23 protein-coding genes are annotated in these 23,468 nt (G+C 68.1%); 11 read left to right on the top strand and 12 right to left on the bottom strand.

Features of this window, described 5'->3' with window-relative positions:
• Positions 1–50 precede the first annotated feature (50 nt).
• Together E1H18_RS19635 and E1H18_RS19630 are read right to left on the bottom strand one after the other, a co-directional pair.
• A complete protein-coding gene (locus E1H18_RS19635; protein ID WP_172271597.1) occupies positions 51–1,178 on the bottom strand; it encodes an AraC family transcriptional regulator in 1,128 nt (375 codons plus the stop codon).
• 69 nt (positions 1,179–1,247) lie between these two features.
• Complete coding sequence (locus tag E1H18_RS19630; RefSeq protein WP_172271595.1) at positions 1,248–1,781, bottom strand: peroxiredoxin; 534 nt, start codon at positions 1,779–1,781, stop codon at positions 1,248–1,250.
• A 139-nt stretch (positions 1,782–1,920) separates the two neighbouring features.
• Between E1H18_RS19630 and fabD the strand changes: the two genes are divergently transcribed.
• From fabD to gmk, 7 genes are all read left to right on the top strand, one after another.
• Positions 1,921–2,865 carry an ACP S-malonyltransferase gene (gene fabD / locus E1H18_RS19625; RefSeq protein WP_172271593.1) on the top strand — a complete coding sequence of 315 codons (945 nt, stop codon included), beginning with the start codon at positions 1,921–1,923 and terminating at the stop codon, positions 2,863–2,865.
• 18 nt (positions 2,866–2,883) lie between these two features.
• Positions 2,884–3,624, top strand: coding sequence for a 3-oxoacyl-[acyl-carrier-protein] reductase (gene fabG, locus E1H18_RS19620; protein ID WP_172271591.1), 741 nt, complete (start codon positions 2,884–2,886; stop codon positions 3,622–3,624).
• A gap of 139 nt (positions 3,625–3,763) precedes the next feature.
• Positions 3,764–4,000 (top strand): acyl carrier protein, encoded by a 237-nt coding sequence (locus E1H18_RS19615; RefSeq protein WP_004615098.1) that lies wholly within the window; start codon positions 3,764–3,766, stop codon positions 3,998–4,000.
• Between the two features lie 165 nt (positions 4,001–4,165).
• Positions 4,166–5,446: a beta-ketoacyl-ACP synthase II gene (gene fabF / locus E1H18_RS19610; RefSeq protein ID WP_172271589.1), complete on the top strand. Its 1,281-nt coding sequence runs from the start codon at positions 4,166–4,168 to the stop codon at positions 5,444–5,446.
• On the top strand, positions 5,443–6,543 hold the full coding sequence (mltG, locus tag E1H18_RS19605; RefSeq protein ID WP_172271587.1) for an endolytic transglycosylase MltG: 1,101 nt from the start codon (positions 5,443–5,445) through the stop codon (positions 6,541–6,543). Before fabF ends, mltG begins: the two co-directional genes overlap by 4 nt.
• A gap of 4 nt (positions 6,544–6,547) precedes the next feature.
• Positions 6,548–7,429, top strand: a complete 882-nt coding sequence (locus E1H18_RS19600) for a YicC/YloC family endoribonuclease (RefSeq protein WP_172271585.1) — start codon at positions 6,548–6,550, stop codon at positions 7,427–7,429.
• Positions 7,422–8,063 carry a guanylate kinase gene (gene gmk, locus E1H18_RS19595; RefSeq protein WP_172271583.1) on the top strand — a complete coding sequence of 214 codons (642 nt, stop codon included), beginning with the start codon at positions 7,422–7,424 and terminating at the stop codon, positions 8,061–8,063. Before E1H18_RS19600 ends, gmk begins: the two co-directional genes overlap by 8 nt.
• 37 nt (positions 8,064–8,100) lie before the next feature.
• Here the strand turns inward: gmk and E1H18_RS19590 are convergent, their stop codons facing one another.
• The 3 genes from E1H18_RS19590 to E1H18_RS19580 all read right to left on the bottom strand — a co-directional run bounded on the left by E1H18_RS19590 (position 8,101) and on the right by E1H18_RS19580 (position 11,115).
• On the bottom strand, positions 8,101–8,358 hold the full coding sequence (locus tag E1H18_RS19590) for a GlsB/YeaQ/YmgE family stress response membrane protein (protein ID WP_125157860.1): 258 nt from the start codon (positions 8,356–8,358) through the stop codon (positions 8,101–8,103).
• Between the two features lie 270 nt (positions 8,359–8,628).
• Positions 8,629–10,290 carry an HWE histidine kinase domain-containing protein gene (locus E1H18_RS19585; protein ID WP_172271581.1) on the bottom strand — a complete coding sequence of 554 codons (1,662 nt, stop codon included), beginning with the start codon at positions 10,288–10,290 and terminating at the stop codon, positions 8,629–8,631.
• A gap of 84 nt (positions 10,291–10,374) precedes the next feature.
• Positions 10,375–11,115, bottom strand: coding sequence for a glutaredoxin (locus tag E1H18_RS19580; protein WP_172271579.1), 741 nt, complete (start codon positions 11,113–11,115; stop codon positions 10,375–10,377).
• A 69-nt stretch (positions 11,116–11,184) separates the two neighbouring features.
• On the opposite strand from E1H18_RS19580, the gene E1H18_RS19575 reads away from it, so the two are divergent.
• Positions 11,185–11,583 (top strand): MerR family DNA-binding protein, encoded by a 399-nt coding sequence (locus E1H18_RS19575; protein WP_241736102.1) that lies wholly within the window; start codon positions 11,185–11,187, stop codon positions 11,581–11,583.
• On the opposite strand, the gene E1H18_RS19570 is transcribed toward E1H18_RS19575, so the two are convergent.
• The 7 genes from E1H18_RS19570 to lptF all read right to left on the bottom strand — a co-directional run bounded on the left by E1H18_RS19570 (position 11,580) and on the right by lptF (position 20,935).
• Positions 11,580–12,893, bottom strand: coding sequence for a S41 family peptidase (locus E1H18_RS19570; RefSeq protein ID WP_172271576.1), 1,314 nt, complete (start codon positions 12,891–12,893; stop codon positions 11,580–11,582). The two genes, E1H18_RS19575 and E1H18_RS19570, sit on opposite strands and share 4 nt — an antisense overlap.
• Before the next feature lie 61 nt (positions 12,894–12,954).
• Positions 12,955–13,776: a 16S rRNA (adenine(1518)-N(6)/adenine(1519)-N(6))-dimethyltransferase RsmA gene (rsmA, locus tag E1H18_RS19565; protein WP_172271574.1), complete on the bottom strand. Its 822-nt coding sequence runs from the start codon at positions 13,774–13,776 to the stop codon at positions 12,955–12,957.
• Between the two features lie 13 nt (positions 13,777–13,789).
• Positions 13,790–14,800 (bottom strand): 4-hydroxythreonine-4-phosphate dehydrogenase PdxA, encoded by a 1,011-nt coding sequence (gene pdxA / locus E1H18_RS19560; RefSeq protein ID WP_172271572.1) that lies wholly within the window; start codon positions 14,798–14,800, stop codon positions 13,790–13,792.
• Positions 14,801–14,803: 3 nt separating this feature from the next.
• Positions 14,804–16,156 carry a peptidylprolyl isomerase gene (locus tag E1H18_RS19555; RefSeq protein WP_172271570.1) on the bottom strand — a complete coding sequence of 451 codons (1,353 nt, stop codon included), beginning with the start codon at positions 16,154–16,156 and terminating at the stop codon, positions 14,804–14,806.
• Positions 16,157–16,285: 129 nt separating this feature from the next.
• On the bottom strand, positions 16,286–18,703 hold the full coding sequence (locus E1H18_RS19550) for an LPS-assembly protein LptD (RefSeq protein ID WP_172271568.1): 2,418 nt from the start codon (positions 18,701–18,703) through the stop codon (positions 16,286–16,288).
• Entirely contained in the window at positions 18,696–19,796 is a 1,101-nt protein-coding gene (locus E1H18_RS19545) for an LptF/LptG family permease (RefSeq protein ID WP_172271566.1), read from the bottom strand. Before E1H18_RS19545 ends, E1H18_RS19550 begins: the two co-directional genes overlap by 8 nt.
• Positions 19,796–20,935, bottom strand: a complete 1,140-nt coding sequence (gene lptF, locus E1H18_RS19540; protein WP_172271565.1) for an LPS export ABC transporter permease LptF — start codon at positions 20,933–20,935, stop codon at positions 19,796–19,798. Before lptF ends, E1H18_RS19545 begins: the two co-directional genes overlap by 1 nt.
• A 226-nt stretch (positions 20,936–21,161) precedes the next feature.
• On the opposite strand from lptF, the gene E1H18_RS19535 reads away from it, so the two are divergent.
• Genes E1H18_RS19535 through E1H18_RS19525 form a run of 3 tightly spaced genes read left to right on the top strand, consistent with a single transcriptional unit; the run spans position 21,162 to position 23,439 of the window.
• Entirely contained in the window at positions 21,162–22,643 is a 1,482-nt protein-coding gene (locus E1H18_RS19535) for a leucyl aminopeptidase (RefSeq protein ID WP_172271563.1), read from the top strand.
• 2 nt (positions 22,644–22,645) lie between these two features.
• A complete protein-coding gene (locus E1H18_RS19530) occupies positions 22,646–23,107 on the top strand; it encodes a DNA polymerase III subunit chi (protein ID WP_172271561.1) in 462 nt (153 codons plus the stop codon).
• Complete coding sequence (locus tag E1H18_RS19525) at positions 23,104–23,439, top strand: peptidase inhibitor I78 (protein ID WP_172271560.1); 336 nt, start codon at positions 23,104–23,106, stop codon at positions 23,437–23,439. Before E1H18_RS19530 ends, E1H18_RS19525 begins: the two co-directional genes overlap by 4 nt.
• Positions 23,440–23,468 lie beyond the last annotated feature (29 nt).

Here is a 23,468-nt window from a genome sequence, read left to right as displayed (position 1 = left end):
ACCCGTCCAGGCAAACCGTGTCGCCGGCGCGCGTCGCGCCGAACGCGAAATCAGGCGCGTTTGTCGGATTTCGGCGCCCGTCCGCCGATTTCGACCAGGCGCAGATGGCCGATCGCAGGGGTGGCCTGCTGGCGCCAGGCCGAGGGCGTGACGCCGACGGCGGCGCGGAAGGCGCGGTTGAACGGCCCCAGCGAGGCGAAGCCCAGCTCGTAGGCGACGGTCGAGACCGACTTCAGCGCCTGTTCGGGGTCTGAGAGGGCGATCTTGGCCGCCTCGATACGTCGGCCGTTGACGTAGTCGGCGAAGTTGCGGTGGCCCAGCGTGCCGTTGATCAGTCTGCGCAGGCGATGCTCGGGCGCGCCGACGAGGGCTGCCAGGGTTCCGATCGACAGGTCTTCGCCGCGCCAGACCTCGTTCTCGTTCATGGCCTTGTCGAGGCGGGCCAGCACAAGGCGGTCGGCGGGGGTCAGGTCCAGGGTCTCGGCGGGCTTGTCGACGGGCGCGGTGTTCGATGAGGCGCCAGCCTGGACCAGCACGGGCTCGGCCCTCAGCAACGCCAGCGCTGAACCGACGCCCAGCAGCACCTGCGCCAAGGCCTGAACCATACTGGGCAGGACGGGGCCTTTGCCCAGGCCGAAGTCGCAAAGGGTCTGAACCAGCATGTACCCGGTCGCGGCGGCCGCGATCGGCGCGCGCAGATGCCGACGTCGCTCGACCAGGTCGATCCGCCAGCCGCGCCAAGTCATCAGCAGGATATGAAGGTGGATGAGCAGCGATGAGGCGGCGAAGATCCACCAGGCGATGGCGCGGGCCGGAGATGGCGGCAGGAAGGCGCCTGGGATCCAGAGCGCGACCACTATTCCAGGGACGGCGAAGCGCCAGGTCGGGATCTTCGGCTCGTCTTCGAACAGCACGGAGCAGAACAGCCAGAATACCCCGGCGGCCATCGAACTCAGAAACCAGGTCAATACGCTGAAGTGAAGGTGGGTCGTGTAGTAGAAATGGCTCTCGAACATGTGTGCGATGGCGCAGGCCATCAGCAGCACGCCGACCCACCGCGTCGGCGTCAATTTGCGGCTGGCGGCCAGGGAGACGCCGGTGGCGGCGAAGGCGCCGATGGCCACGCCTCGTAACCCGAGCTCAAGGCCAGAGAGGTCGATGTGGGCGGGATCGATCATGGCCGATCATCTCTCCCGCGCCGCGCGGCCCTCAAGCCGCGCGGTTGGCCGAAACCCGAAAAGCCTCGCTTACTTCTTGCCCTTGAAGGCCTTCACGGCGTCCATGGTCTTGTCGACGTGACCCATGAAGTTGCCGTCGGTGTGCGACAGCAGGATCTTGCCGTTCGGGGCGATCACGTACGAGGTGCGGTTCGACCATTCCGGCTTCATGGCCAGGCCGACATCATAGCTCTTGATCAGGCCTGCATCGGCGGCGGCGACGGCGAACTTGTCGCGGCAGTGCTCTTTCGAGAAGTCCTTGATGCGGTCGACATTGCCGGCCGTGACGCCGATCACCGTGGCGCCCAGCTTCTCGAACTCTGGCGTGGCTTCGGCGAACTCGTGGGCCTCGGCGGTGCAGCCCTTGGTGTAGGCGGCCGGGAAGAAATACAGCACCACCGGACCCTTCTTCAGGGCCTGCGAGAGCTTGAAGTCGAAGTCCTTGCCGGCCAGCGCGGCCTTGGCGCTGAAGTCAGGAGCCTTGTCGCCGACCTTGAGGGCGGCCAGGGCGGGGGAGGCGGTCAGCAGGGCGGCGACGCCGAGGCCGGCGATCAGGCGTTTCATGGGAAGGCTCCAGGAGTGTCGGCCGGCACTGTGGACTTCGCCCTAAGGATTGCAAGCCGGCGCGTCGCTCTTGCCGGGGCGGGGGCTTTACCCTAACCCTCCCGGCCTTGAATCTATTGAAAGAGACGGAGCGGGCTTCATGAGCATCGCCTTCATTTTCCCCGGCCAGGGCAGCCAGTCGGTCGGCATGGGCGTCGATCTGGCCGAGGCGTTCGCCTCCGCGCGCGAGGTCTTCCAGGAAGTCGACGACGCCCTGGAGCAGAAGCTGTCGGTCCTGATGAAGGAAGGCCCCGAAGGCGACCTGACCCTGACCGAGAACGCCCAGCCGGCCCTGATGGCCGTCAGCCTGGCCGTGACCCGGGTCCTGGAAAAGGAATTTGGCGTCGGCGTCGATCGTGCATCCTTCGTGGCCGGTCACAGCCTCGGCGAATATTCGGCCCTGGCTGCCGCCGGCGCCATCACCCTGGCCGACACCGCGCGTCTCCTGAAGCTGCGCGGCCAGGCCATGCAGCGCGCCGTGCCGGTGGGCGAGGGCGCGATGGCGTCGCTGATCGGTCCCAAGACCGACCTGGCCCTGGCCGAAGCCGCCGCTGCGGCCGGCTCGGAAGTCGGCGTCTGCGTCGTGGCCAACGACAACAACAACGGCAATGTGGTGATCTCGGGCGACAAGGCCGCGGTCGACAAGGCCATCGAGAAGGCCAAGGAACTGGGCGCGCGCGCCATTCCGCTGAACGTCTCGGCCCCGTTCCACTGCCCTCTGATGCAGCCGGCCGCCGACGAGATGGCGCAGGCTCTGGCCAAGACCACCATCATCGCCCCGCGCACGCCGGTGGTCGCCAATGTCACCGCCGCCCCGGTTCACGACCCGGACGTCATCCGCAAGCTGCTGGTCGAGCAGGTCACCGGCCGCGTCCGCTGGCGCGAGAGCATGACCTGGCTGGCCACGGACGGCGGCGTCACGCGTTTCGCCGAAGCCGGCGCAGGCAAGGTGCTTTCGGGCATGGCCAAGCGCATTGCCCCGGACGCCGAGGCGACCCCGCTCAACACCCCGGCGGACCTCGAAGCGTTCGCCAAGTCGCTTTAAGCTAAGAAAGACCGCTCAATGTTCGATCTGACCGGCAAGACCGCTCTCGTCACCGGCGCCACCGGCGGCATCGGCGGCGCTATCGCCAAGGCTCTGCACCAACAGGGCGCCCACGTCGTCCTCTCGGGCACCCGCGAATCGGCTCTGCAGGAGCTGGCCGCCCAGTTCGGTGAGCGCGTGTCGTACGTGGCGGCGAATCTCTCGGACGCCGAGGCCGTCGACGGCCTGGTCGCCAAGGCCGAGGAAGCCGCCGGCGCGCCGCTGGACATCGTCATCGCCAATGCCGGGGTCACCCGCGACGGCCTGATCGTCCGCATGAAGGACGAGGACTGGGACACCGTCATCAAGGTGAACCTGGAAGGCTATTTCCGCCTGGCTCGCGCCGCCGCCAAGGGCATGATGAAGCGCCGCGCCGGCCGCATCATCGGCATCACCTCGATCGTGGGCGTCACCGGCAACCCCGGCCAGACCAACTATGCGGCCTCCAAGGCCGGTATGATCGGGTTTTCCAAGGCCTTGGCCCAGGAACTGGCCAGCCGCGGCGTGACCGTCAACTGCGTGGCGCCGGGCTTCATCGCCAGCCCGATGACCGACGCCCTGAACGACCAGCAGAAGGCCGGCATCCTGTCGACGATTCCCGCCGGCAAGCTGGGCGAGGGGAGCGATATCGCTGCGGCGTGCGTTTATCTGGCCAGCGATCAAGGCGGCTACGTCACCGGTCAGACCTTGCACGTCAACGGCGGCATGGCCATGATCTAAAACCGCTCTCGCTCCTTCGGTCTGCCGCTAGCAAGCCGAAAAGGAACGTGATAGGCGGAGCCCGACAATTCCTGCGAATAGCGCGGTTTTCGCTTCGCTGTTCTCGGGCCGAAATTTTCATAACGAGGGACTGAACCGAATGTCCGACATTCTCGAGCGCGTGCGTAAGATCGTCATCGAACACCTGGATGCCGATCCCGAGAAGGTCACCGAGAAGGCTTCCTTCATCGACGACCTGGGCGCCGACAGCCTCGACAACGTTGAGCTGGTGATGGCGTTTGAAGAGGAATTCGACATCGAAATCCCCGACGACGCCGCTGAACACATCCAGACCGTTGGCGACGCCGTGAAGTTCATCACGGAAAAGACCGCCTAATAAGGCGTCGAGTTCGCTAGTCGAACCTGACCATTTCCGCCGCGTCGCACAGGCTCTTGCCATCGTGCGCGCGGCGGTTTTCGTTTGAGGCCAAGATTCGCGGCTGGCGTGGGCGGGGCGTTGTCCCCACATACCGCGCCCCGCATCGAAGGTTGGGAGTGATCCATGCGTAGAGTCGTCGTCACGGGTATCGGCCTGCTGACCCCTCTGGGCCAGGGCGTTGACGTTACCTGGAAGAACATCCTCGCCGGCAAGTCCGGTGCGAACCGCATCACCGCGTTCGATCCGACCGACTACGCGTGTCAGGTGGCTTGCGAGGTTCCGCGCGTCGATGGACGCGGCGGCGGCGGTCCCGACGTCGAGGGTTCGTTCGACCCCGACCAGACCATGAGCCCGCGCGACCAGAAGCGCGTGGACGACTTCATTCTGTACGGCATCGCCGCGGCCGACGAGGCCATCAAGGATTCGGGCTGGGTCCCGGAAACCGACGAGGACAAGTGGCGCACGGGCGTCATCCTGGGTTCGGGCATCGGCGGCCTGTCGACCATCGCCGACACCGCGCTGGAGCTGGAAGCCAAGGGCCCCCGCCGGATCAGCCCGTTCTTCATCTCCTCGGCCCTGATCAACCTGATCTCGGGCCAGGTCTCGATCAAGTACGGCTTCAAGGGCCCCAACCACGCGGTCGTCACGGCCTGCGCGACCGGCGCCCACGCCATCGGCGACGCCATGCGTCTGATCAAGTACGGCGACGCCGACGTGATGATCGCCGGCGGCGCCGAAGCGGCCGTCTGCAAGGTCGGCGTGGCCGGTTTCATCGCCTGCCGGGCCATGTCCACCAGCTTCAACGACACGCCTGAAAAGGCCTCGCGTCCCTATGACCAGGACCGCGACGGCTTCGTGATGGGCGAGGGCGCCGGCGCGCTGGTGCTGGAAGAGTACGAGCACGCCAAGGCGCGCGGGGCCAAGATCTACGCCGAAGTCGTGGGCTACGGCCTGTCGGGCGACGCCCACCACATCACCGCCCCGTCGGAAGACGGCGAAGGCGGCGGCCGGGCCCTGGCGGCGGCGATCAAGGACGCAGGGCTCAAGCCCTCGGACATCGACTACGTCAACGCCCACGGCACCTCGACCATGGCCGATGGCCTGGAAGCCGGCGCCGTCGAGCGCTTCCTGGGCGACCACGCCAAGAACGTCGTCATGTCCTCGACCAAGTCGATGACCGGCCACCTGCTGGGCGCGGCCGGCGCGATCGAGGGGATCTTCTCGATCCTGGCGATCCGCGACCAGATCGCCCCGCCGACGATCAACCTCGATAACCCGGACGTGAACGTCGCCATGAACCTGGCGCCGAACAAGGCCGTGCCGATGAAGATCGACGTGGCCGTGTCCAACAGCTTTGGCTTCGGCGGCACCAACGCCACCGTCGTGTTCAAGAAGGTCTCGTGAGCAAGAAGCCGTCGCCCCCCCGCAAAGCCGCTCCTAGAGCGAAAACCTCCCGTCGGGAGACCGCCTCTGTGGGGCGACGGCTGATCCGCGCCATCTTCGGCGCGATCACGACTTTGGTGGTCATCGGCATGGTGGCCATCCTGGGCGCGGCCTGGGTCTATAACGGCCCGGGTCCCGCCGCGAAGGCCGGCGACAAGACCTCCGTGGTCCTGCGCCGCGGGGCCAGCCTGCCCGAGATCGCCTCCAGCCTGGAACAGGGCGGGGTGATCCGCTCGTCCTCGATCTTCATGACCGCCGCCAAGGTCACGGGCGCGGCCCGCACGCTGAAGGCCGGCGAGTACGAATTCGCCAGCCGCGCCTCGATGGCCCAGGTGCTGGACGCCATCCGCCACGGCCGCATCGTGCGCCACTGGATCACCATTCCCGAGGGCCGCACCTCGGACATGGTCATGGACATCCTCAACGCCTCGCCGTTCCTGACCGGCAGCGCCCCGACCCCGCCGGAAGGCGCGATCCTGCCCGAGACCTACGAGGTCCAGCGCGGCGAGGACCGGGCCGCCGTCCTGCAGCGGATGATGGACGACCGCGACAAGCTGCTGAACCAGCTGTGGGCCAACCGCCAGTCGGGCCTGCCGTTCCAGACCAAGGAAGAGGCCGTCACCCTGGCCTCGATCGTCGAGAAGGAAACCGGCCTGGCCGAAGAGCGCCCGCGCGTGGCCTCGGTGTTCGTCAACCGCCTGCGCACGGGCATGCGCCTGGGCTCTGATCCGACCATCATCTACGGCATCTCGCGCGGCCGTCCGCTGGGTCGCGGCATCCGGATGTCTGAGCTGCAGCGCCTGACGCCGTACAACACCTATCTGATCGATGGCCTGCCGCCGACGCCGATCGCCAATCCCGGTCGCCAGGCCCTGGCCGCCGTGCTGGATCCGCCCAAGACCGGCGACCTCTATTTCGTCGCCGACGGCACGGGCGGCCACGTGTTCGCCTCGACGCTCGAGCAGCACAACGCCAATGTCGTGAAGTGGCGCCAGATCGAGCGCGACCGCGCCAACGCCGATGTGCCCGTGGTCCCGGCCAAGCCGGTCGGGAACTAGGCCCATGGCGCTGTCGGGGATGACCGGTTTCGCGCGGGTCGAAGGCGCGCACGGCGCCTGGACCTGGGCGGTCGAGGCGCGCAGCGTCAACGGCCGCAATCTGGAGACCCGCTTCCGCGGTCCGCCCAGCTTCGAGACGCTTGAGCGCGCCGCCCGTGAAGGCTCGCAAGGTCGCTTCCAGCGCGGTCAGCTGACCGTCAACGTCCAGGCCAAACGCGCCGAGACCTCCGGGGAGACCCAGGTCAATGTCGCGGTGCTGGAGCGTTATCTGCGCGCCGGCGATCCCTACGTCGCCACCGGCATGGTCGCCAAGCCGACCCTGGACGGCCTGCTGGCGCTGAAGGGCGTGATCGAGGCGCGCGAGGACGAGGACAACGTCGACGAGCGGGCCCTGGTCGAGGCGGCCATGGCCCTGTCGATCGCTCAGGCTCTGGACGGACTGAAGGCGGCGCGGTTGGAAGAGGGCGCGGCCCTGGATCCGGTGCTGCACGGCGCCGTCGACCGCATCGAGGCCCTGACGACCCAGGCCGAGGCCGAGGCCGCCGGTCAGCCGGCGGTGCTGAAGGAACGCTTCGCCCGACGCATGACCGAACTGCTGGGCGAAGCCGCCAGCGAGGAGCGCGTCGTCCAGGAAGCCGCCGCCCAGGCCGTGAAAGCCGATGTTCGCGAAGAGCTGGACCGGCTGGCCAGCCACGTCGCCGGCGCCCGCAGCTTGCTTACGGGCGAGGGCGCGTCGGGTCGTCGGCTCGACTTCCTGTCCCAGGAATTCATGCGAGAATCCAATACCCTCTGCTCGAAATCGGCCCTGACCAGCCTGACCGCCATCGGTCTGGAGTTGAAGGCCGTGATCGAGCAGTTCCGCGAGCAGGTCCAGAACGTTGAATAAGCCCCATCACCCCCACCGCGGTCTGCTGCTGATGGTCGTCGCCCCCTCGGGCGTCGGCAAGACCTCGCTGACCCGCCGTCTGGTGGCTGACCACAACGATCTTCACCTGTCGATCAGCGCCACGACCCGTGATCCGCGGCCTGGCGAACACGACGGCCGCGACTATCACTTCGTCTCCACGGACAAGTTCCAGGGCATGATCCAGGACGAGGCCTTCTTCGAGTGGGCCGAGGTCTACGGCAACCACTATGGCAGCCCGCGCGAGCCGATCATGGCGTCGCTGGAGCGCGGCGAAAGCGTGCTGTTCGACATCGATTTCCAGGGCGCCATGAAGGTGCATGCCCAGGCCCAGCAAGACAGCGTGCTGGTCTACATTCTGCCGCCGTCGCTGGCCGAGATGAGCCGCCGCCTGCACGCGCGCAGCCAGGACAGCGAAGAGGTCATTCACCGTCGTCTGTCGCGCGCCAAGGACGAGGTCGCCGCCTGGGAGCAGTTCGACTACGTCATTCTGAATGATGATTTCGACCGCGCCTACGCGGACCTGGCCCACATCTATCACGCCGAACGTCTGAAGCGGGCTCGCAACCCGTGGATCGGCGACCTGGTGGGCGACCTCCTGCAAGAAGAGATCTGACGGCGGGCCGAAACCCGCCGCCGAAGCCTCGCATGCTTTAGAGGGCGCGACGGCCGAAGATCAGGTGGTACAGCGCCAGGATCACGACGGCGCCGATCGTGGCGACCAGCAGGCTGTAGAGATTGAAGCCGGACACGCCGGCATTGCCGAACTGGTTGAACAGCCAGCCGCCGACGAACGCGCCGACGATGCCGAGCACGATGTCGAGCAGCACGCCGCTGCCAGAACGGTTGACGAGCTTGCTGGCGATGAAGCCGGCGATCAGGCCGAGTAGCAGCCAAGCGAGAATGGACATCTTCGGGACTCCATGAGCGATTGGCCGCCCTGCGCGGCCTTGCCCAATGAAGTCCTTGATGGTCACGTTAGTTCCCGCGCATGCGGTCCTGGACGTAGGCGATGAGTTTCTCCGCCGGCGGACGGCCGAACGCGATGAACAGGCCCGAGCCCAGAATGGCTCCGATCAGGAACGGCAGATCCATCGTGTAATCCCCTTGAGACGCGGGGCAGCTATTGCAGATGCTCCGTGGCCAAGCCAAGGCGACAGTGAGGCGCTGCGACGATGTGCCTATTCGGCCGGCGGCGCGGCGCGAGGCGCGGCCAGGATGGTCAGGGTGCAGGTCAGGCCCTCGGGCGCGTAGTCGAACGCGGTCGAGCCGGCCAGGTCGCCCTTCAGGCTGGCGGCGATCAGGCGCGACCCGAAGCCGCTGCGCTTGGGCGGAGAGACCGGCGGGCCGCCGCGCTCACGCCAGACGATCGACAGGCGCGTGCGGCCTTCCAGGCTCCAGTCGACCGTAACCCGGCCCGCTTCCGTCGATAGCGCTCCGTACTTGGAGGCGTTGGTGGCCAGCTCGTGGAAGATCATCGCCAGGGCGACGGCGGCGTTGGGGGCCAAGGGCAGGGAGGGGCCGTCCAGCGCGACCTGGGTCTCGTAGGGCTCCAGCGCTTCGGCCAGCAGTTCGCCCAGGTCGGCGCCTTCCCAGTTGCGGCGGGTCAGCAGGTCGTGGGCCGTGGCCAGGGCGTGGATGCGGTCGTTGAACTGAACCAGGCCCCGATCGCCGCCTTCTCGCAGGCTGTGGCGCGCCAGGGACTGCACGACCACCAGGGTGTTCTTCACGCGATGGTTCAGCTCATTGATCATCAGCTGCTGGCGTTCGGCGGCCTTGCGGGCCTCGTCGTCGCGGGCCTGCAGGATGTCGGCGGCGGCCTGCAGCGAGCCGCGCACCTCGGCGATCTCCTGCAGATGTGACGGCGCAGGGTCCAGCGGCCGACCGGCGGCCAGGGCCTCGGCCTCGGCGACCAGGCCGCGCACGTCGCGGGAGATCGGCCGCGAGAAGCCGAACGCCGCAGCTACGCCCAGGGCGATCATCAGCACCGATCCTGCCACTGCAGGGCCCAGCGAGGTCAGCACCGCCCGGTTCAGCTCGGCCCGCGGCACCCCGACGATGAAGGTCCAGCCATAGGTCGGCGAGCGGCTGAAGGCCGACAGGGTCTGGACCTTGTCCAGGGTGTGGGTCTTGACCACGCCGTCATAGGCGCGGGCGATGGCGGCTTGCATGTCCGGGCTGGCGTGCTTGCCCAGCATCTTCTCCTGGTCGCGCGAGCGGGCCACCAGGGCGGCGTTGCGGTCGACGATGCTGGCGGTCCAGGTGTTGGGGAAGGCCTGGGCGGTCATCAGGGCATGGAAGGCGGCCGGCTGCTGCATGTAGCCCAGCACCCGCACTTCGCCCTGGACCAGCACCGGCACGTTGACGCCGACGATCGGGCCGGCGCCGTGACGCGGGATCAGGTTGCTGACGTTGGACTTGCCCGTGGTCATCTCGCGCCACGAGGCCGGCGTAACCGGGGCGATGGGCGGCAGCGCGCCAGGCGGCAGGCGGGTGTTGATCCACTGCCGGTCGCGGCTCATCAGCACGATCCAGCCTTCGCGGCCTTCCACGGCCTCACGGGCCTGCTTCTCGAACGTCTTGAGGTCGCCCTCGGCCAGGGCGGGCGAGACCGCTAGGGCCTGCAGCACGCTCTGGCCCTGACCGATCTGGCGGTCGGTGGCCAGGGACAGGGCGCGGGTCATGGCTGTCAGCTGGGTGGCGAAGCGACGCTGGCCCTCGGTGTACTGCATGGCCACCAGCGCGCCCATCAGCAGGATGGCGGGCGCAGCCAGCGTAAGCGCCATGAACAACAGGCGCCGCGCGACAGTCGAGGGCGCTCTCACAGCACTATTGGTCGACACGTTCGCCCCACTCTTCCCGAAGGCAAGCTGGAGAGACGCGGCTCAACCGTCAATAGGCTTTGACGTTAGGGTCATCCCTAGTCGTCATACATGTGGCCGCGCCAGCATCCAGACCGCCATCGCGATCATCATCAGGTTCTCCAGCAGGGAGACGAATCCCAGCGGCACGTTGCTGTCGCCGCCGACGCAGGCGCATTTGAGCTCGCGCTTCTCGACATAGACCGCCTTGAACACCGAGACCGCTCCGATCCCGCCGATAGCCAGGCTGAGGGGCGCAGCAAAACCGGTCAGAACGCCCGCGGCCATCAGCACGCCGGCGGTCAGTTCGGCGAAGGGATAGACATACCCGTACGGGACCCAGCGCTGGGCCAGCAGGTCGTAGTTGAGGAACATGGTCGAGAAGCTCTCGACGTCGCGCAGCTTCTGCTGGGCCAGCAGCACCATGGCGAAGGCCACGAACCACTCGCCGGCCTGTACGGTCAGGAAATTACCGAAGGCGGCCTGGCTGGCGGCCAGGGCCAGCAGGGCGGCCATGGCGAACAGCACGATGACCGGCGTGTAGGTCAGGGCCTTGGGATCGCGGACCTTCAGCCCGAAATGCCGCCGCAGGTCGTCGTATCCGCCGATCCGCACGTCGTCGATAAACACCTGGGGCGTGGTCTTGACCTTGTGCAGGTCCTTGAAGGCGTCGGTCTCTTCCCGCGTCTTCAGCCATTGGTCCTCGACCGCGTAGCCTCTGGACTTCAGCAGATGCAGCGCCTTGCGCCCGTAGGGACATACGTGGCTGGAGGTCACCATGCGGTACAGAACAGCTGTGGGCTTCATCGCTTCACTCCTGGATTCGCGATCGGACCCACCCCATGTAGGTTCCGTACCATGGTACGGAGTCAAGGCATGGCCACAACACGTCATGGGGGCACGATCGCGAGCTTGGCGCGCGAGGGCGGCGTGGGGGTGGAGACGGTGCGCTACTACCAGCGCCGCGGCCTGCTTCGAACGCCCGACAAGCCCGTGGGGGTCCGGCGCTATGACGCCGAGGATGTCCGCCGGTTGAAATTCATCCGCGCCGCCCAGGCCGCCGGCTTCACCCTGGAGCAGATCGGCGAGCTGCTGGCGCTTGACGCCAGCCAGGACCACGCCCGCGCCAAGGCTCTGGCGCGCGAGCGGATCGGCGCCCTGGACGACAAGATCGCCGAACTGCAGGCGGCCCGGCAGGCGCTCTCGCGACTGGCCGACGCCTGTGGCGCGACGGCCGGGCCATGTCCGATCATCACCGCGTTCGAGGCGACCTAGGGGGCGGGCGCTGGGCCCATCAGGCCGATGCCGTCCAGCTTTCCCTGCGCATCCAGCACCACGGCGCAGCGGAACACCCCGCGCTCGAAGGCCACGTCGTAGACGTCGCCGTTCATGGTGTCGGGCCCGCGGAAGGTCATGTCCTTGATCGCCCCGAGATCGCCCAGGCGGGCCTTCATCATGCCGGCTTGGCGAGGAAAGACCTTGGCGGCGTTGGCCGAGGCGAAGCTGAGATCCGGATTGTCGGTCCGCGCGGCGTTGATCGCGTGCTCCAGCGCCTCGCGCGAGCCCGGCGTCGGCGTCGAGCGCGGGGCGAAGACCTGGCTGCCGCCAGCCTCGGCCACCGTGCCTGTCGCCGGACGATCCTGCCGCTTCAGCGCCGCGGCGAGGGCGTCGGCGGCCGGGACGGCGATCTCGGGCTTTACGCCAACGCCTTCCCAATTGGTCTTGGTCACCGGGTTCTCGGCCCGGCCATAGGGCACGGCGGCGCCCAGGTCGGCGCTCAACTGTGCGCCGCTCACCGGATTGGCCCCGCCGCCTGTGGTCTCGCCGATCAAGGTGGCCAGCTTGAGAGCCTGCAGGTCGTAGGCGAACTCTTCGCCGCCGGAGAAGGTCTTGCCGCTGGTCAGCACGAAGGCCGGGACGCCGGCGAAGCGGACGGGCGTGGCCTGACTATGGAAGCTCCTGCGCGTGAACGCCTGCGTGCCCGCTGTCCGGCTGACGATGTCGTTGATGTGGGTTGGCGCGCCCTCGGGAGTCATGAAGCTGACCAGATAGGCCACCGACTCCGGCGATCCGCCGCCGTTGCGCCGTAGATCGAAGATCAGGGTCTTGCTTCCCGCCAGCGCGGTCATCGCCCGGTCGATCACGGGCTTGAACCGTTCGGCCGGCGGGAAGGCGACGACCTCGATGTAGCCGATGTCGCCCGGCAGTTTGTCGGCCCGCACGATGCCGGCCTCGTTGATCGGCGGCGGCTTGGGCGCGTCCCCGGTCCTGGGGGGCGGGGCGCTGCGCGACATCACCCGCATGTGCTTGTCGTGGGCCACCGCGGCCAGGTCGTCGGTCAGCTGCTTGGCGAAGGCGCCGGGCTCGGCCAGCTGGTCGTAGGCGCCGGCCTTGAGATTGGCGGTGATGGTGTCGGCGGCCTTGGCGCCGACCTCGGGGAACACGTAGCGATCGCGCAAGGCGGTCGACAGCTTGGTCACCGCGTCGGCGCGGGCGGCGGCGTCCAGCTGCTGGGCCTGAGCCGCGGCGCCTAGAGCCAGGGCCGCCAGCGCGCCCGCAAGAGCCGTGATCTTGATCGCGCGCATGTCAGCCTCTCCAGACTAGTCTGGGTTGAGGATGATGGGCATTGCGCGCGTCTGTAAAGGTCTAGCTCAGCGTCGCCTTGGCCAGGGCCAGGAAGCCGGCCAGGTCGACGACCTCGGCGCGGACATCGGGGCTGATCCCGGCCTTCTCGCACAGCTCGCCGCCGCCCAGCGCCTTGAGGCTCGAGCGCAGCATCTTGCGGCGCTGGCCAAAGGCGGCGGCGGTGACGCGCTCCAGGGCCGCGATGATTTCGGCCGGCGGCGGATCGGCCTTGGGGACCAGGCGCACGACGGCCGAGGCGACCTTCGGGGGCGGGGTGAAGGCCTTGGCCGGCAGGTCCATGACCGTGCGGGCCTCGCACAGGGTCTGGGAGATCACGGCCAGGCGGCCATAGGCGTCATCGTCCGTATCCGCCACGATGCGATCGGCGACTTCCTTCTGGAACATCAGGGTCATCGACAGCGGCTTGAACGGGCCCGTGAGCCAGTTGATCAGCAGCTGGGTGCCGACGTTGTAGGGCAGGTTCGAGACGACATGGGCCGGACCGCCCCCTGCGGCCTTGGCCCCATCGACCTTTAGCGCGTCACCCTCGACCAGCTCCAGGCGGCCGTCGGCGACCTCGGCCAGTTCGGTCAGCAGCGGCAGGAAGCGGCTGTCCTTCTCGATGGCCACGACGCGGGCCCCGGTCTCGAGCAGGGCGCGGGTCAGGCCGCCGGGACCGGGACCGACCTCGACCACGGTGTCGCCTCCACCGACCTGGGCCAGGCGGGCGATCTTGCGGGTGACGTTCAGGTCCAGGAGGAAATGCTGACCGAAGCTCTTGCGGGCCAGGAGGTCGTGGCGCTCCAGGGCCTCGCGCAGCGGGGGAAGATCGGCGAGGCTCATCTTGGAACTCGGGTCAGGACTGGTAAGCCGCGCGGCGGGCGGCGATGTCGGCCGCCATGCGGATGGCGGCGATCAGGCTGTCGGGGCGGGCCACGCCGCGGCCGGCGATATCGAAACCCGTACCATGGTCGGGCGAGGTGCGCACGATCGGCAGGCCCAGGGTGACGTTCACGCCGCTCCAGAAGTCCAGCATCTTGACCGGAATCAGGGCCTGATCGTGGTACATGCAGATGACGCCGTCGTAGCGCAGCCGCGCTTCCGGATGGAACAGGGTGTCGGCGGGGGCGGGACCGAAGCAGTCGACGCCCAGATCCTTCAGCGCCTGGACGGCCGGCTGGATGACCAGGATCTCCTCACGGCCGATCGAGCCGCCTTCGCCGGCGTGCGGATTGAGGCCGGCGACGGCCAGGCGCGGGTGGGCGATCCCGAAGTCGCGGCGCAGGGCCTGGGCGGTGACCAGGGCGCAGTTGACGATCGCCTCGGCCGACAGCGCCTCGGGGACGTTCTTGATGGCCGTGTGGATGGTCACCAGCGTGGCGCGCAGGTCGGCGGCGGCTAGCATCATGATCGGCCCGCGCGCGCCTTCGAAGCGCTCGGCGGCGGTCAGTTCGGCCAGGAACTCGGTATGACCGGGAAACTTGAAGCCGGCCTCGTAGAGCGGCGCCTTGGCGATCGGGGCCGTGACCAGGCCCGTCACGGCGCCTGACAGGGCCAGGCCCACGCCAGTTTCGATCCAGCGGATCACCTGCGGCGCATAGGCCGGCGAGGCCTGGCCGGCGACCACGGGCGAGAGCACGGGGATGTCGATGACCGGCAAGGCGTCTTCGAAGACGCCGACAGCCTCTTCCGGACCCGTGACAGGGCGCACCTTGATGCCGCCGCCGGCTGAGGCCAGCAATTGGGCGTCACCGATCACCACGAAGCGCGGACCGTCCTGGCGCAGGGCGCGCCAGGTCTTGGCGATGATCTCGGCGCCGACGCCGGCCGGATCGCCGGCGCTGAGGGCCAGGGGGCGCTGGGGCACCGGCTATCGGGTCTCGATGGTCGCCTGGTTGCGCAGGTCACGCAGATAGCGTTTGGCGATCAGCGCCAGCTGCTGGCCGCGCAGGCGGTTCTCGATCTGGTCGTGCGTCGGGGCGTTGGCGCCGCCCTGGCGCTTGCCGCAGACGGCGATCAGGTGAAGGCCGGCGTCGGTGCGGATCGGATCGGAGATCTGGCCGACGTCCAGCTTGCCGGCGGCGTCCTGGAAGGCGGGCGCCAGGTCGGTGATCTCGGCCTCGCCCAGGTCGCCGGCGATCAGGCCGTCGACCTTGCCGGCCGTGGCCTCGAGGGTCGCGCAGCTGGTGATCTTCGGCTTCAGGTCGTTGAGCACCTTGGCGGCGGCGTCGACCTGGGCCTGGGTGGCGTCGGCGGCCAGCGGCGAGGCGACCTGCTTGAGGTCGACGATGGCCGTCTTGGAGCCCGCGCGCTTGTCGCGCAGATAGATGATGTAGACGCCGTCCTTCACCGCGATCGGGCGCGACAGCTGGCCGGGGCGCAGCTGTTCCAGCGCGGCGTCGACCTCGGCCGGCATTTCACCCTGGCTGACCCAGCCCACGTCGCCGCCGTTGGCGGCCGTGGCCGAGCCGGAGAACTGACGGGCGACGGCCGGGAAGGGCGCGCCCTGCTGCATCTGGCCGATCAGCTGGGCCGCGCCGTTCTCGGCGACCTGCATGCCGCCGACGCGGGCGGCGTCCAGGAACACTTCGCTGATCTGGTACTGCGGCTTGGCGGCCGACTCGGCCAGGCGGCGCTGGTAGGCCTTGATCTGGTCTTCGCCGATGCGCAGGCGCGAGCCGTAGCGGCCCTGGATCCACGACTGCCAGCTCGACTCGGCGCGGATCTGCGCGCGCCAGGTGTCCAGGCCGATGCCCTGCGAGGTCAGCTGCTGCTTCAGCTGATCGGCGGTCATCTTGTTGCCCTGGGCGATGTCGCTGATCTGCTCGTCGACTTCCGGGTCGGTCGAGATGATCGTGATCTTCTGCTCGCGCTCGACGCGGCGCAGCTCCTGCATCTGCAGGCGCTCCTCGATCAGCGAGCGAACGGCTTCCTGCTCGATCTGCGGCAGGTTTTCCTCGGTGGGCTGCATGCCCGAGGTCGCCATCAGCAGACGCATGCGCTGCATGACGTCGTAGGTCGAGATGATGTCGTCGTTGACCACCGCCGCGACGCTCTCGGCCAGGCCCCGGGGAGCGGCGGCGGGCGCGGCCGCTTGCGGCGCCTGCACCAGCGGCGGCGCGGCGTCTTGAGCCAGCGCGGGCAGGCCGAAGCCGCCCACGGTCAAGGCGAGGATGGATGCGGCGCCGGCCGCGAAAGTCGTCACGCTACGCGCAGACCGCATGGATAGTGTCGTTCCTTTAGGCCCAATCATCGCCCTGACGGGCGCGCGGGTCGTTTATCACGTTTTTGGAGACGGCGATCGCCGAGTTGGCCCCGCTCGCCCCCCAGGCGCGGTTACTCAAGTTTCGAGCTAGTACCCTGTATCACCCAATGTGGCGAGCGTTAGGCGGAAGACGACCGTTCGGTCAGGCTGCAGCCGAATGCCGCTGGCCGTCGAGGCGTAGCGATCTTCCTGCTGGTAGATGACGTCGATGCGGATGCAGTCGTCCTGATAGGCCACGCCCAGGTCGCGGCGACGCCACAGGTCGGAGACCATGTCGCGCGAGCCCAGGGCCGTCAGCGACCATTTCTTGGTCAGCTTCAGCTCGGCGATGGCCTCGAAGCTTTCCTGGCGGTTGCCGTTGGTGTCCAGCTCGTCCTTCAGGTAGCGCACCACCGCCCAGCCACGCGCGGTCGAGGCGTTCACCCCGGTCTCGATTCGGTGGATCTCCTGGGTCTGGGCGTCGAGGCGGGTCCGGACGAAGCCGGTGATGCCCGCCATGGGGGTGGCCGTCGCGGCCACGACCCAATCGGACGATCGGCTCTGCAGGCCGGCGCGGGCCGGCAGCAGCGGATCGAACTTGGTGCGGAAGCTGCGGCCGACCAGGATGGTGCCGCCGCGGCCCTTCGACAGGTTGACGGTCGCGCGACCGCCGACGTTCAGGCGCTGGCCGCCCTCATAGAGGTCGAAGCCCGGCGACTTGTTGGCCTGGAAGAGGTTGGTCTCGTCGAATTCCAGCGTCTGGCTGTCTTCGTTGTACAGGTACTGGGTCGTCCCGTTGCGGGCGACCACGGTCGGCACGCGCGAGCTTTCCGAACCGATAGCCACCTGGGCCAGGGGCTCCAGCACCACGCTGCCGCCGCCGCCGAGCGGCTTGTAGAACGGCAGGCTGAAGTCGACGCCGCCGACGCCCAGCGCCCGCGTGTAGTTCTGCTTGGTCTCGTCGCCCAGGGCGGCCGCCGCGGGGGTGACGTAGGTCTTGATCGCATAGGCGTCGGCGCGGGCCTGGGCGAAGGGCGAGACCTTCAGGCCGTTGCCGATGATCGCGCTGGTGCGCCAGTCGCCCTGCAGGGTGGCGCGGCTGGAATCGACGCCGCCCTGACCCTTGTAGGTCGGCAGGAAGTAGGGCGCTTCGCCGTACTGCGACTCCGAGCGGTTCAGCATGACGCCGGTGCCCTGCAGGCGCAGGCGCCCGCCCAGGACCGGAGCGGACGGCTCCCAGCGGCCCTCGACCAGCGGACCGATCAGCGGGAAGGCGCCGCTGTTTTCGAAGGCGTTGGCCGTGCCGGTCGTGGCGTTCAGGCCGACGACGCGCAGGCCCTGCACCGACACCGCCGAGACCGACAGCCACGAGCGCTCGTCCTGGCGAGTGGTGTACAGCTGCGAGACCAGGCGGCGGTCGTCGCTCGTGAACAGGCCGCGCTGCTGGTAGACGTCGTTGATCTTGTACTTGTCGAACAGCACTGCGTCCGAGACGCGCTCGGCCGAGAAGCCCCACTTCCACTTTTCGTCGATGTCGAACTTGCCCTTGGCCAGGATGTAGCTGCGGGCCGTGGACTGGCCGAAGCGGTCGCCCCGGATGTCGAAGTCCTTGTCGTAGGTGAAGCCGCCGCGCGCCTCGAGCATCCCCGAGTAGAAGCGCTTGCGGTAGTTCACGTTCAGGAACGGGTTCACCTGGCTGTTGATCTGCGGGGTGATGACCACGTCCGACGACGGCGAGATCACCTGCAGATAGGGCTGCTGGTACGAGACGCCGCGGCCGCGCGAGAAGTCGATGCGCGGCGACAGGAAGCCCGAGCTGCGCTTGGCCTGCGGGTCGGGGTGCCAGAACAGCGGCAGATAGACCACCGGCGCGCCCCACAGGCGGATGACGGCGTTCTTGTAGTAGACTAGCTGGCGCTGCTTATCCTGGACGATCTTGTCGGCCTGCACGGACCAGGTCGGACGCGGCTTCTCAGCGCAAACCTCGCAGGGCGTGTAGATCGCCTGGTTCAGCTCCTGGATGTTCTCGTTGCGGCGCACGGCCGTCACGGCGGCCAGCTTCATGTTCTGGTCGAGGCGGGCGGCGAAGTTGCGGGCGAAACCCGCCTTCATGTCCTTGTCGACTTCCAGGTGGTCGGCGAACTCGGCCGTGCCGTCCGGATTGATCATCTGGACGTGGCCATTGGCGACCACCGCGCCGGTCTTGCTATCGTAGACGACCTCGTCGGCGCGCAGGGTCCGGCCCTGATAGCGAGCCTCGACGCTGCCGCGCGCGGTCATCTTCTCGGCCTGCTCGTCACGGATCAGCAGATCGGCTTCCAGGTAATAGCCTTCGTCGCCCAGTCCGTCGGACGGGGCGGCCGAGACCACCGGGACCGGCGGAATGTTGACCAGGCTTTGCTGAGCGTTTGCCGCACCTGTGCAGGCGAACGTCAGCCACGCCGCGCCGCTCAGCAGCAGAGCGCGGCAGACAGCGCTGTGACGCGTTTCAGTCATGAACGACCCTGGCAGCAATGACTCACCCATCTTCCGTATAGCAAAGCAAAGTGAACCCCGCCAAAAGGGCCACGATCGGCGGCGTCCAGGCAGCGATAACCGGAGCCAGAACGTCCGCCTTGCCCAACGTGCTGCAAAGCTCGTTGAAGAAAAAGAACCCGAAGCCCAGCGCGACGCCCGAGCCGGCCAGAGTGGCCAGGCCGCCCAGGCGCATCAGGCGCAGCGAGAAGGCCGCCGCCAGCACCGACATGGCCGCGAACAGCAGCGGCGTGGCCAGGTCTTGCTGCAGGCGCAGCTTGAACGGCGCGGCCGAGAACCCGGCGTCTTCGGTGCGCTGGATCGTCGAGGGCAGGCGCCACAGGGCTACGGCCTGCGGGGTGTTGAAGCGCTCCGAGGCGCTGCGGTCGTCCAGGTTGGACGGGATGGAGAGGCTGTCGGAGCGGATGGCCCCGGCGCCGGGGGTCGCCTCGCGCACGCCCGACAGGCGCCAGAAGCCGGGCTCCAGCCGCGCCTCGTTGGCCTCGATGCGGCGGGTGAAGTCCATCACGCCCTTGTTGTTCAGCGCATAGACGAACAGCGACACGCCGCGCAGGCGCACCGAACCGTCCACCGTGTCGCGCGCCCGGGCGCGGATGACGATCTGGGTCTTGTCGTCGCCCTGACGCAGCCAGGTGCCCTTGGGGATTTCCTTCAGGTACCCGTTCATCATGTTGTCGCGCTCGGTCTCGAACCGGGCGGTCATGGCCGTGGTCATCGGGTTGAGCAGGGTGATCGACAGCAGGCCGATCACGAACGACGCCGCCGCCGCCGGCATGATGAAGCGCCAGGCCGACACGCCGGCCGCGCGCATGGCGATCAGCTCGCTGCGGCGGTTCAGCTCGACGAACGCCCACATCGTGCCGAACAGGAAGACGAACGGCGCTAGCACCAGGATCGTGGCCGGCGCCTGCAGGATGGTCAGGTAGAACAGCTGCAGGAAGCCGACATCGGTGCGGGTGCCCACGTTGCGGGCGATGTCGACGAAGGCGATCAGCATCACCATCGCGCCCAGCACAGACACGGCGCCGACCAGCGCGCCCATGGTGCGCCGCAGCACGTAGCGTTCCAGCATGCCCATGGTCATCAGGCGGCTCCCGTCCAGGCGGGGGCGGGCTTGATCGACTTGCTGGCGCGGCGACGGGAGACCTTCTGCCGGAAGATCTGCGACAGGCCCCACCACATGGCGGCCAGGGGCACCATGTACTGCAGCACGTTCAGCCAGGCGCCGTCCTCGCACGCGGCCTGCACGCCGAACCCGACGATGCGGACGATGCCGGCGGCGGCGCCCACCGCGGCGATGCGGCGGCCATAGCCCATGCGGCTGAACGAGCCGCCCAGCACGGCGGCCAGGGCCATGGTCATCAGGGCGATGTTGTACAGCGGGCTAGCGAAGCGCGAATGGCCCTCGGCCAGCATCTTGTCCTTGTTCCGCTGTTCCCATTCCTGGGTCAGGTCGGGGAAGAACAGCTCGTGCGGATAGCGGTCCGAGATCTTGTAGTGCAGCAGCTCGTCGCGCTTGACCATGCTGGACAGGTCGAAGGTGTACTCGTCGAACGAGGTGTACTGCAGCACTCCTTGCCTGGAGAATTGCTGGTTGCTGCCATGACGCATGATCAGCACCGGCTCGCCGCGGCGGGTGGCGATCTCGGCCTCGCGCGCCGAATAGGTCGAGGCCCCGCCGTTGGGCAGGTCCTGGTGGATGAACAGGTTCTGGATCTTGTTGTCGCGGTCGATCGACTGGGCATAGACCGTCAGGCCGGGGCCGGGCTCGGTGAACTGGCCCGGCTGCACCAGGGTCGAAGCGACGTCGGCCTTGATCTCGAACGAGGTCTCGCGGATCTGGCGGGCGCTCCAGGGCTGCAGCCACAGGCCCGAGACCAGCGAGAGCAGGGCGGCGATCACCGCCAGGCGCATGGCCGGCGAGATCACGCTCCAGCGACTCATGCCGCCGGCGAAGCAGACGACGATCTCTTGCTCGGTGTGCAGGCGATTGAGGGCCACCAGAGCGGCCACGAACAGGGCCAGCGGCAGCATGATCGCCAAGAGCTGGGGCAGGGCCAGCATGATGATCTTCAGGAAAACCAGCGCGCTTTGGCGCTGCTCGACCAGAACGTCGAACTCCGACAGGCTGCGCGCCAACAAGGCAAGCGCCACCAGGGCCGCCGTCGCCAGAAGCGTCGGGCCGAGCAACTGGCGGAAGAGATAACGTTCTATGAGGCGCATGCAGAGTCGTTCGGGGCGGATGGATTCGCGGGACGAACCCCGAAGATGGGCCGTTCTACACGGGGGCTTTGTCTCGGCACAACCAGGGACCTAACTTGGCCGTCCGCAGTGGCGGCGAACGGAGCCTTTTCTATGGCGCGGCATTGGACTATGCCGCCTAATCAAGACCAGCGGCAGCGCCGTCGCGACGCGCCGTTCTGAAGTCGCCCAAATGCAGGAGCGCGGCATGCGTATCGAGTTCGTCCCCGTCGACACCCAGGCCGGCGCCACCGCCGCCATCGCGGTTCTGGCCCATGAGGGCGCGGCCCTCTCGCCGGAAGCCCGGGCGGCGAACGAAGCCACCGGCGGCGCCCTGGCGCGCGCCATCGCCGGCGGTCGCTTCACCGGCGCCAAGGGCCAGGCCCTGGACCTCGTCGCCCCGCACGGCCTGGAAGCCGCCCGCCTGGTGCTGGTCGGCGTGGACGGGCAGGGCGCTGTCGAGCCGGAAGCCGTCGAAGCCGCCGCCGCCTCGGCCTACCAGGCCGTGAAGACCTCGGGCGTCACCGAGCTGGTCCTGAAGCTGGGCGCCGACGCCGAGAGCGCCGCCCGCGCCGCCTTCGGCGCGCGTCTGGCCGCCTACCGCTTCGATCGCTATCGCACGACCGAGAAGGCCGAGAAGAAGCCGTCGATCCAGGTGATCAAGGTCGCCGCCGCCGATCCGGTCAAGGCTCAGAAGGCGTTCGAGCCGCTCTCGGCCCTGGCCGACGGCATCCTGTTCAGCCGCGATCTGGTCTCCGAGCCGGCCAACATCCTGCATCCGGAAGAGTTCGCCGCCCGCGCCAAGAGCTTGGAAAGCCTGGGCCTGGAAGTCGAGATTCTGGGCGAGGCCGAAATGGCCAAGCTGGGCATGGGCAGCCTGCTGGGCGTGGGCCAAGGCAGCCGCCGCGAGAGCCAGCTGGTGATCATGAAGTGGATGGGCGCGGCCGACAAATCGGCTCAGCCGATCGCTTTCGTCGGCAAGGGCGTGACCTTCGACACGGGCGGCATCTCGATCAAGCCGGCCGACGGCATGGAGGACATGAAGTGGGACATGGGCGGCGCGGCCGCCGTGACCGGCCTCATGCACGCCCTGGCCGGCCGCAAGGCCAAGGTCAACGCGATCGGCATTCTGGGTCTCGTGGAAAACATGCCCGACGGCAACGCCCAGCGTCCGGGCGACGTGGTCACCTCGATGTCGGGCCAGACCATTGAAGTCATCAACACCGACGCCGAAGGCCGCCTCGTGCTGGCCGACGCGCTCTGGTACTGCCAGGACCGCTTCAAGCCGCAGTTCATGATCGACCTGGCCACCCTGACCGGCGCGATCATCATTTCGCTGGGTCATGACTATGCGGGTTTGTTTAGCAATAACGATGGTTTGTCGGAAAAACTTCTCGCCGCCGGCAAGGCCGAGCGCGAGCCGCTGTGGCGCCTGCCGCTGCCGGCCGCCTACGAGAAGCAGATCGACAGCCCGATCGCCGACATGAAGAACATCGGCGGTCGCCCGGCCGGCTCGATCACAGCCGGTCTGTTCCTGCAGCGCTTCGTCAACAACGTGCCGTGGGCTCACCTCGACATCGCTTCGGTGGCCTGGAAGAAGCCGTCGACCGATCCGACCGTGCCCGATGGCGCGGCCGGCTACGGCGTACGGCTGCTGAACCGCCTCGTCGCCGACGCCTACGAAGGCTGAGCATGAGCGCTACCCCCTGCGAGGTCTGGTTCTATCACCTCGAGCGCTCGCCGCTCGAGGCGGTGCTGCCCGAGCTTCTGGAAAAGACGCTCGGCAGGGGCTGGAAGGCGCTGGTGCGCGGCGGCGATCCGCAACGCATCGAGGCGCTGGACCAGCACCTGTGGACCTTCCGGGAGGACAGCTTCCTGCCGCACGGCCTGGCCAGCGAGCCGATGGCTGAGCGGCAGCCGGTGCTGCTGACGGGGGAAGACCACAATCCCAACGCCGGCGATGCGGTGTTCCTGATCGACGGGGCGGATCCTGGAGATCTTTCAGGGGTTTCCCGCTGTATCCTGCTGTTCGATGGCAGGAACGACGAGGCGTTGGCGCAGGCGCGCGGGCGCTGGTCGGTGTTCAAGAAGGCCGGGCATCCGGTATCCTACTGGCGCCAGGGCGCCGAGCGCGGTTGGGAGAAGCAGGCATGAAGCGGATCGCATCCATCCTGGCCCTGGGCCTGGTTCTGGCCTCGTGCTCCAGCGCGCCAGAGCCGGCCCCGCCGCCGCCGCCGACCACGCCCACCGCGCCGCCCGCCCTGGCCCTGCCGGCCAAGCCGCCGGCCGAGAAGGACCAGTGCGGTCTGAAGGACGCCCAGCAGTATATCGGCAAGCCCCGCACCAGCCTGCCGGCCCCGGTCGATCCGTCGCGCTGGCGCGTGGCCTGCACCACCTGTCCGGTGACGATGGATTTCCGGGCAGATCGACTGAATATCCTGTTCAATGCCGACACCGGCATCGTTCAGGAAGTGAAGTGCGGGTAATAACGTTGTTATCCGAGGCTTTCCTGGCG

This window comes from Caulobacter sp. RHG1 (genome assembly GCF_013181195.1).
Classification (GTDB): Bacteria; Pseudomonadota; Alphaproteobacteria; order Caulobacterales; family Caulobacteraceae; genus Caulobacter.
The sequence above is the reverse complement of the archived record's forward strand: the minus strand, read 5'-3'. Positions and strand labels throughout refer to the sequence as shown.

Bases quoted from the DNA above. Each gene is read 5' to 3' on its own strand.
- E1H18_RS19615 (WP_004615098.1), top strand. From the start codon at position 3,764: ATGTCCGACATTCTCGAGCGCGTGCGTAAGATCGTCATCGAACACCTG.
- E1H18_RS19530 (WP_172271561.1), top strand. From the start codon at position 22,646: ATGAGCGCTACCCCCTGCGAGGTCTGGTTCTATCACCTCGAGCGCTCG.
- E1H18_RS19555 (WP_172271570.1), bottom strand. From the start codon at position 16,156: ATGCGGTCTGCGCGTAGCGTGACGACTTTCGCGGCCGGCGCCGCATCC.
- fabD (WP_172271593.1), top strand. From the start codon at position 1,921: ATGAGCATCGCCTTCATTTTCCCCGGCCAGGGCAGCCAGTCGGTCGGC.
- E1H18_RS19545 (WP_172271566.1), bottom strand. From the start codon at position 19,796: ATGACCATGGGCATGCTGGAACGCTACGTGCTGCGGCGCACCATGGGC.
- fabF (WP_172271589.1), top strand. From the start codon at position 4,166: ATGCGTAGAGTCGTCGTCACGGGTATCGGCCTGCTGACCCCTCTGGGC.
- E1H18_RS19630 (WP_172271595.1), bottom strand. From the start codon at position 1,781: ATGAAACGCCTGATCGCCGGCCTCGGCGTCGCCGCCCTGCTGACCGCC.
- E1H18_RS19580 (WP_172271579.1), bottom strand. From the start codon at position 11,115: ATGAAGCCCACAGCTGTTCTGTACCGCATGGTGACCTCCAGCCACGTA.
- E1H18_RS19635 (WP_172271597.1), bottom strand. From the start codon at position 1,178: ATGATCGATCCCGCCCACATCGACCTCTCTGGCCTTGAGCTCGGGTTA.
- E1H18_RS19570 (WP_172271576.1), bottom strand. From the start codon at position 12,893: ATGCGCGCGATCAAGATCACGGCTCTTGCGGGCGCGCTGGCGGCCCTG.
- lptF (WP_172271565.1), bottom strand. From the start codon at position 20,935: ATGCGCCTCATAGAACGTTATCTCTTCCGCCAGTTGCTCGGCCCGACG.
- E1H18_RS19590 (WP_125157860.1), bottom strand. From the start codon at position 8,358: ATGTCCATTCTCGCTTGGCTGCTACTCGGCCTGATCGCCGGCTTCATC.
- E1H18_RS19550 (WP_172271568.1), bottom strand. From the start codon at position 18,703: ATGGGTGAGTCATTGCTGCCAGGGTCGTTCATGACTGAAACGCGTCAC.
- E1H18_RS19535 (WP_172271563.1), top strand. From the start codon at position 21,162: ATGCGTATCGAGTTCGTCCCCGTCGACACCCAGGCCGGCGCCACCGCC.
- fabG (WP_172271591.1), top strand. From the start codon at position 2,884: ATGTTCGATCTGACCGGCAAGACCGCTCTCGTCACCGGCGCCACCGGC.
- E1H18_RS19575 (WP_241736102.1), top strand. From the start codon at position 11,185: ATGGCCACAACACGTCATGGGGGCACGATCGCGAGCTTGGCGCGCGAG.
- E1H18_RS19600 (WP_172271585.1), top strand. From the start codon at position 6,548: ATGGCGCTGTCGGGGATGACCGGTTTCGCGCGGGTCGAAGGCGCGCAC.
- rsmA (WP_172271574.1), bottom strand. From the start codon at position 13,776: ATGAGCCTCGCCGATCTTCCCCCGCTGCGCGAGGCCCTGGAGCGCCAC.
- E1H18_RS19525 (WP_172271560.1), top strand. From the start codon at position 23,104: ATGAAGCGGATCGCATCCATCCTGGCCCTGGGCCTGGTTCTGGCCTCG.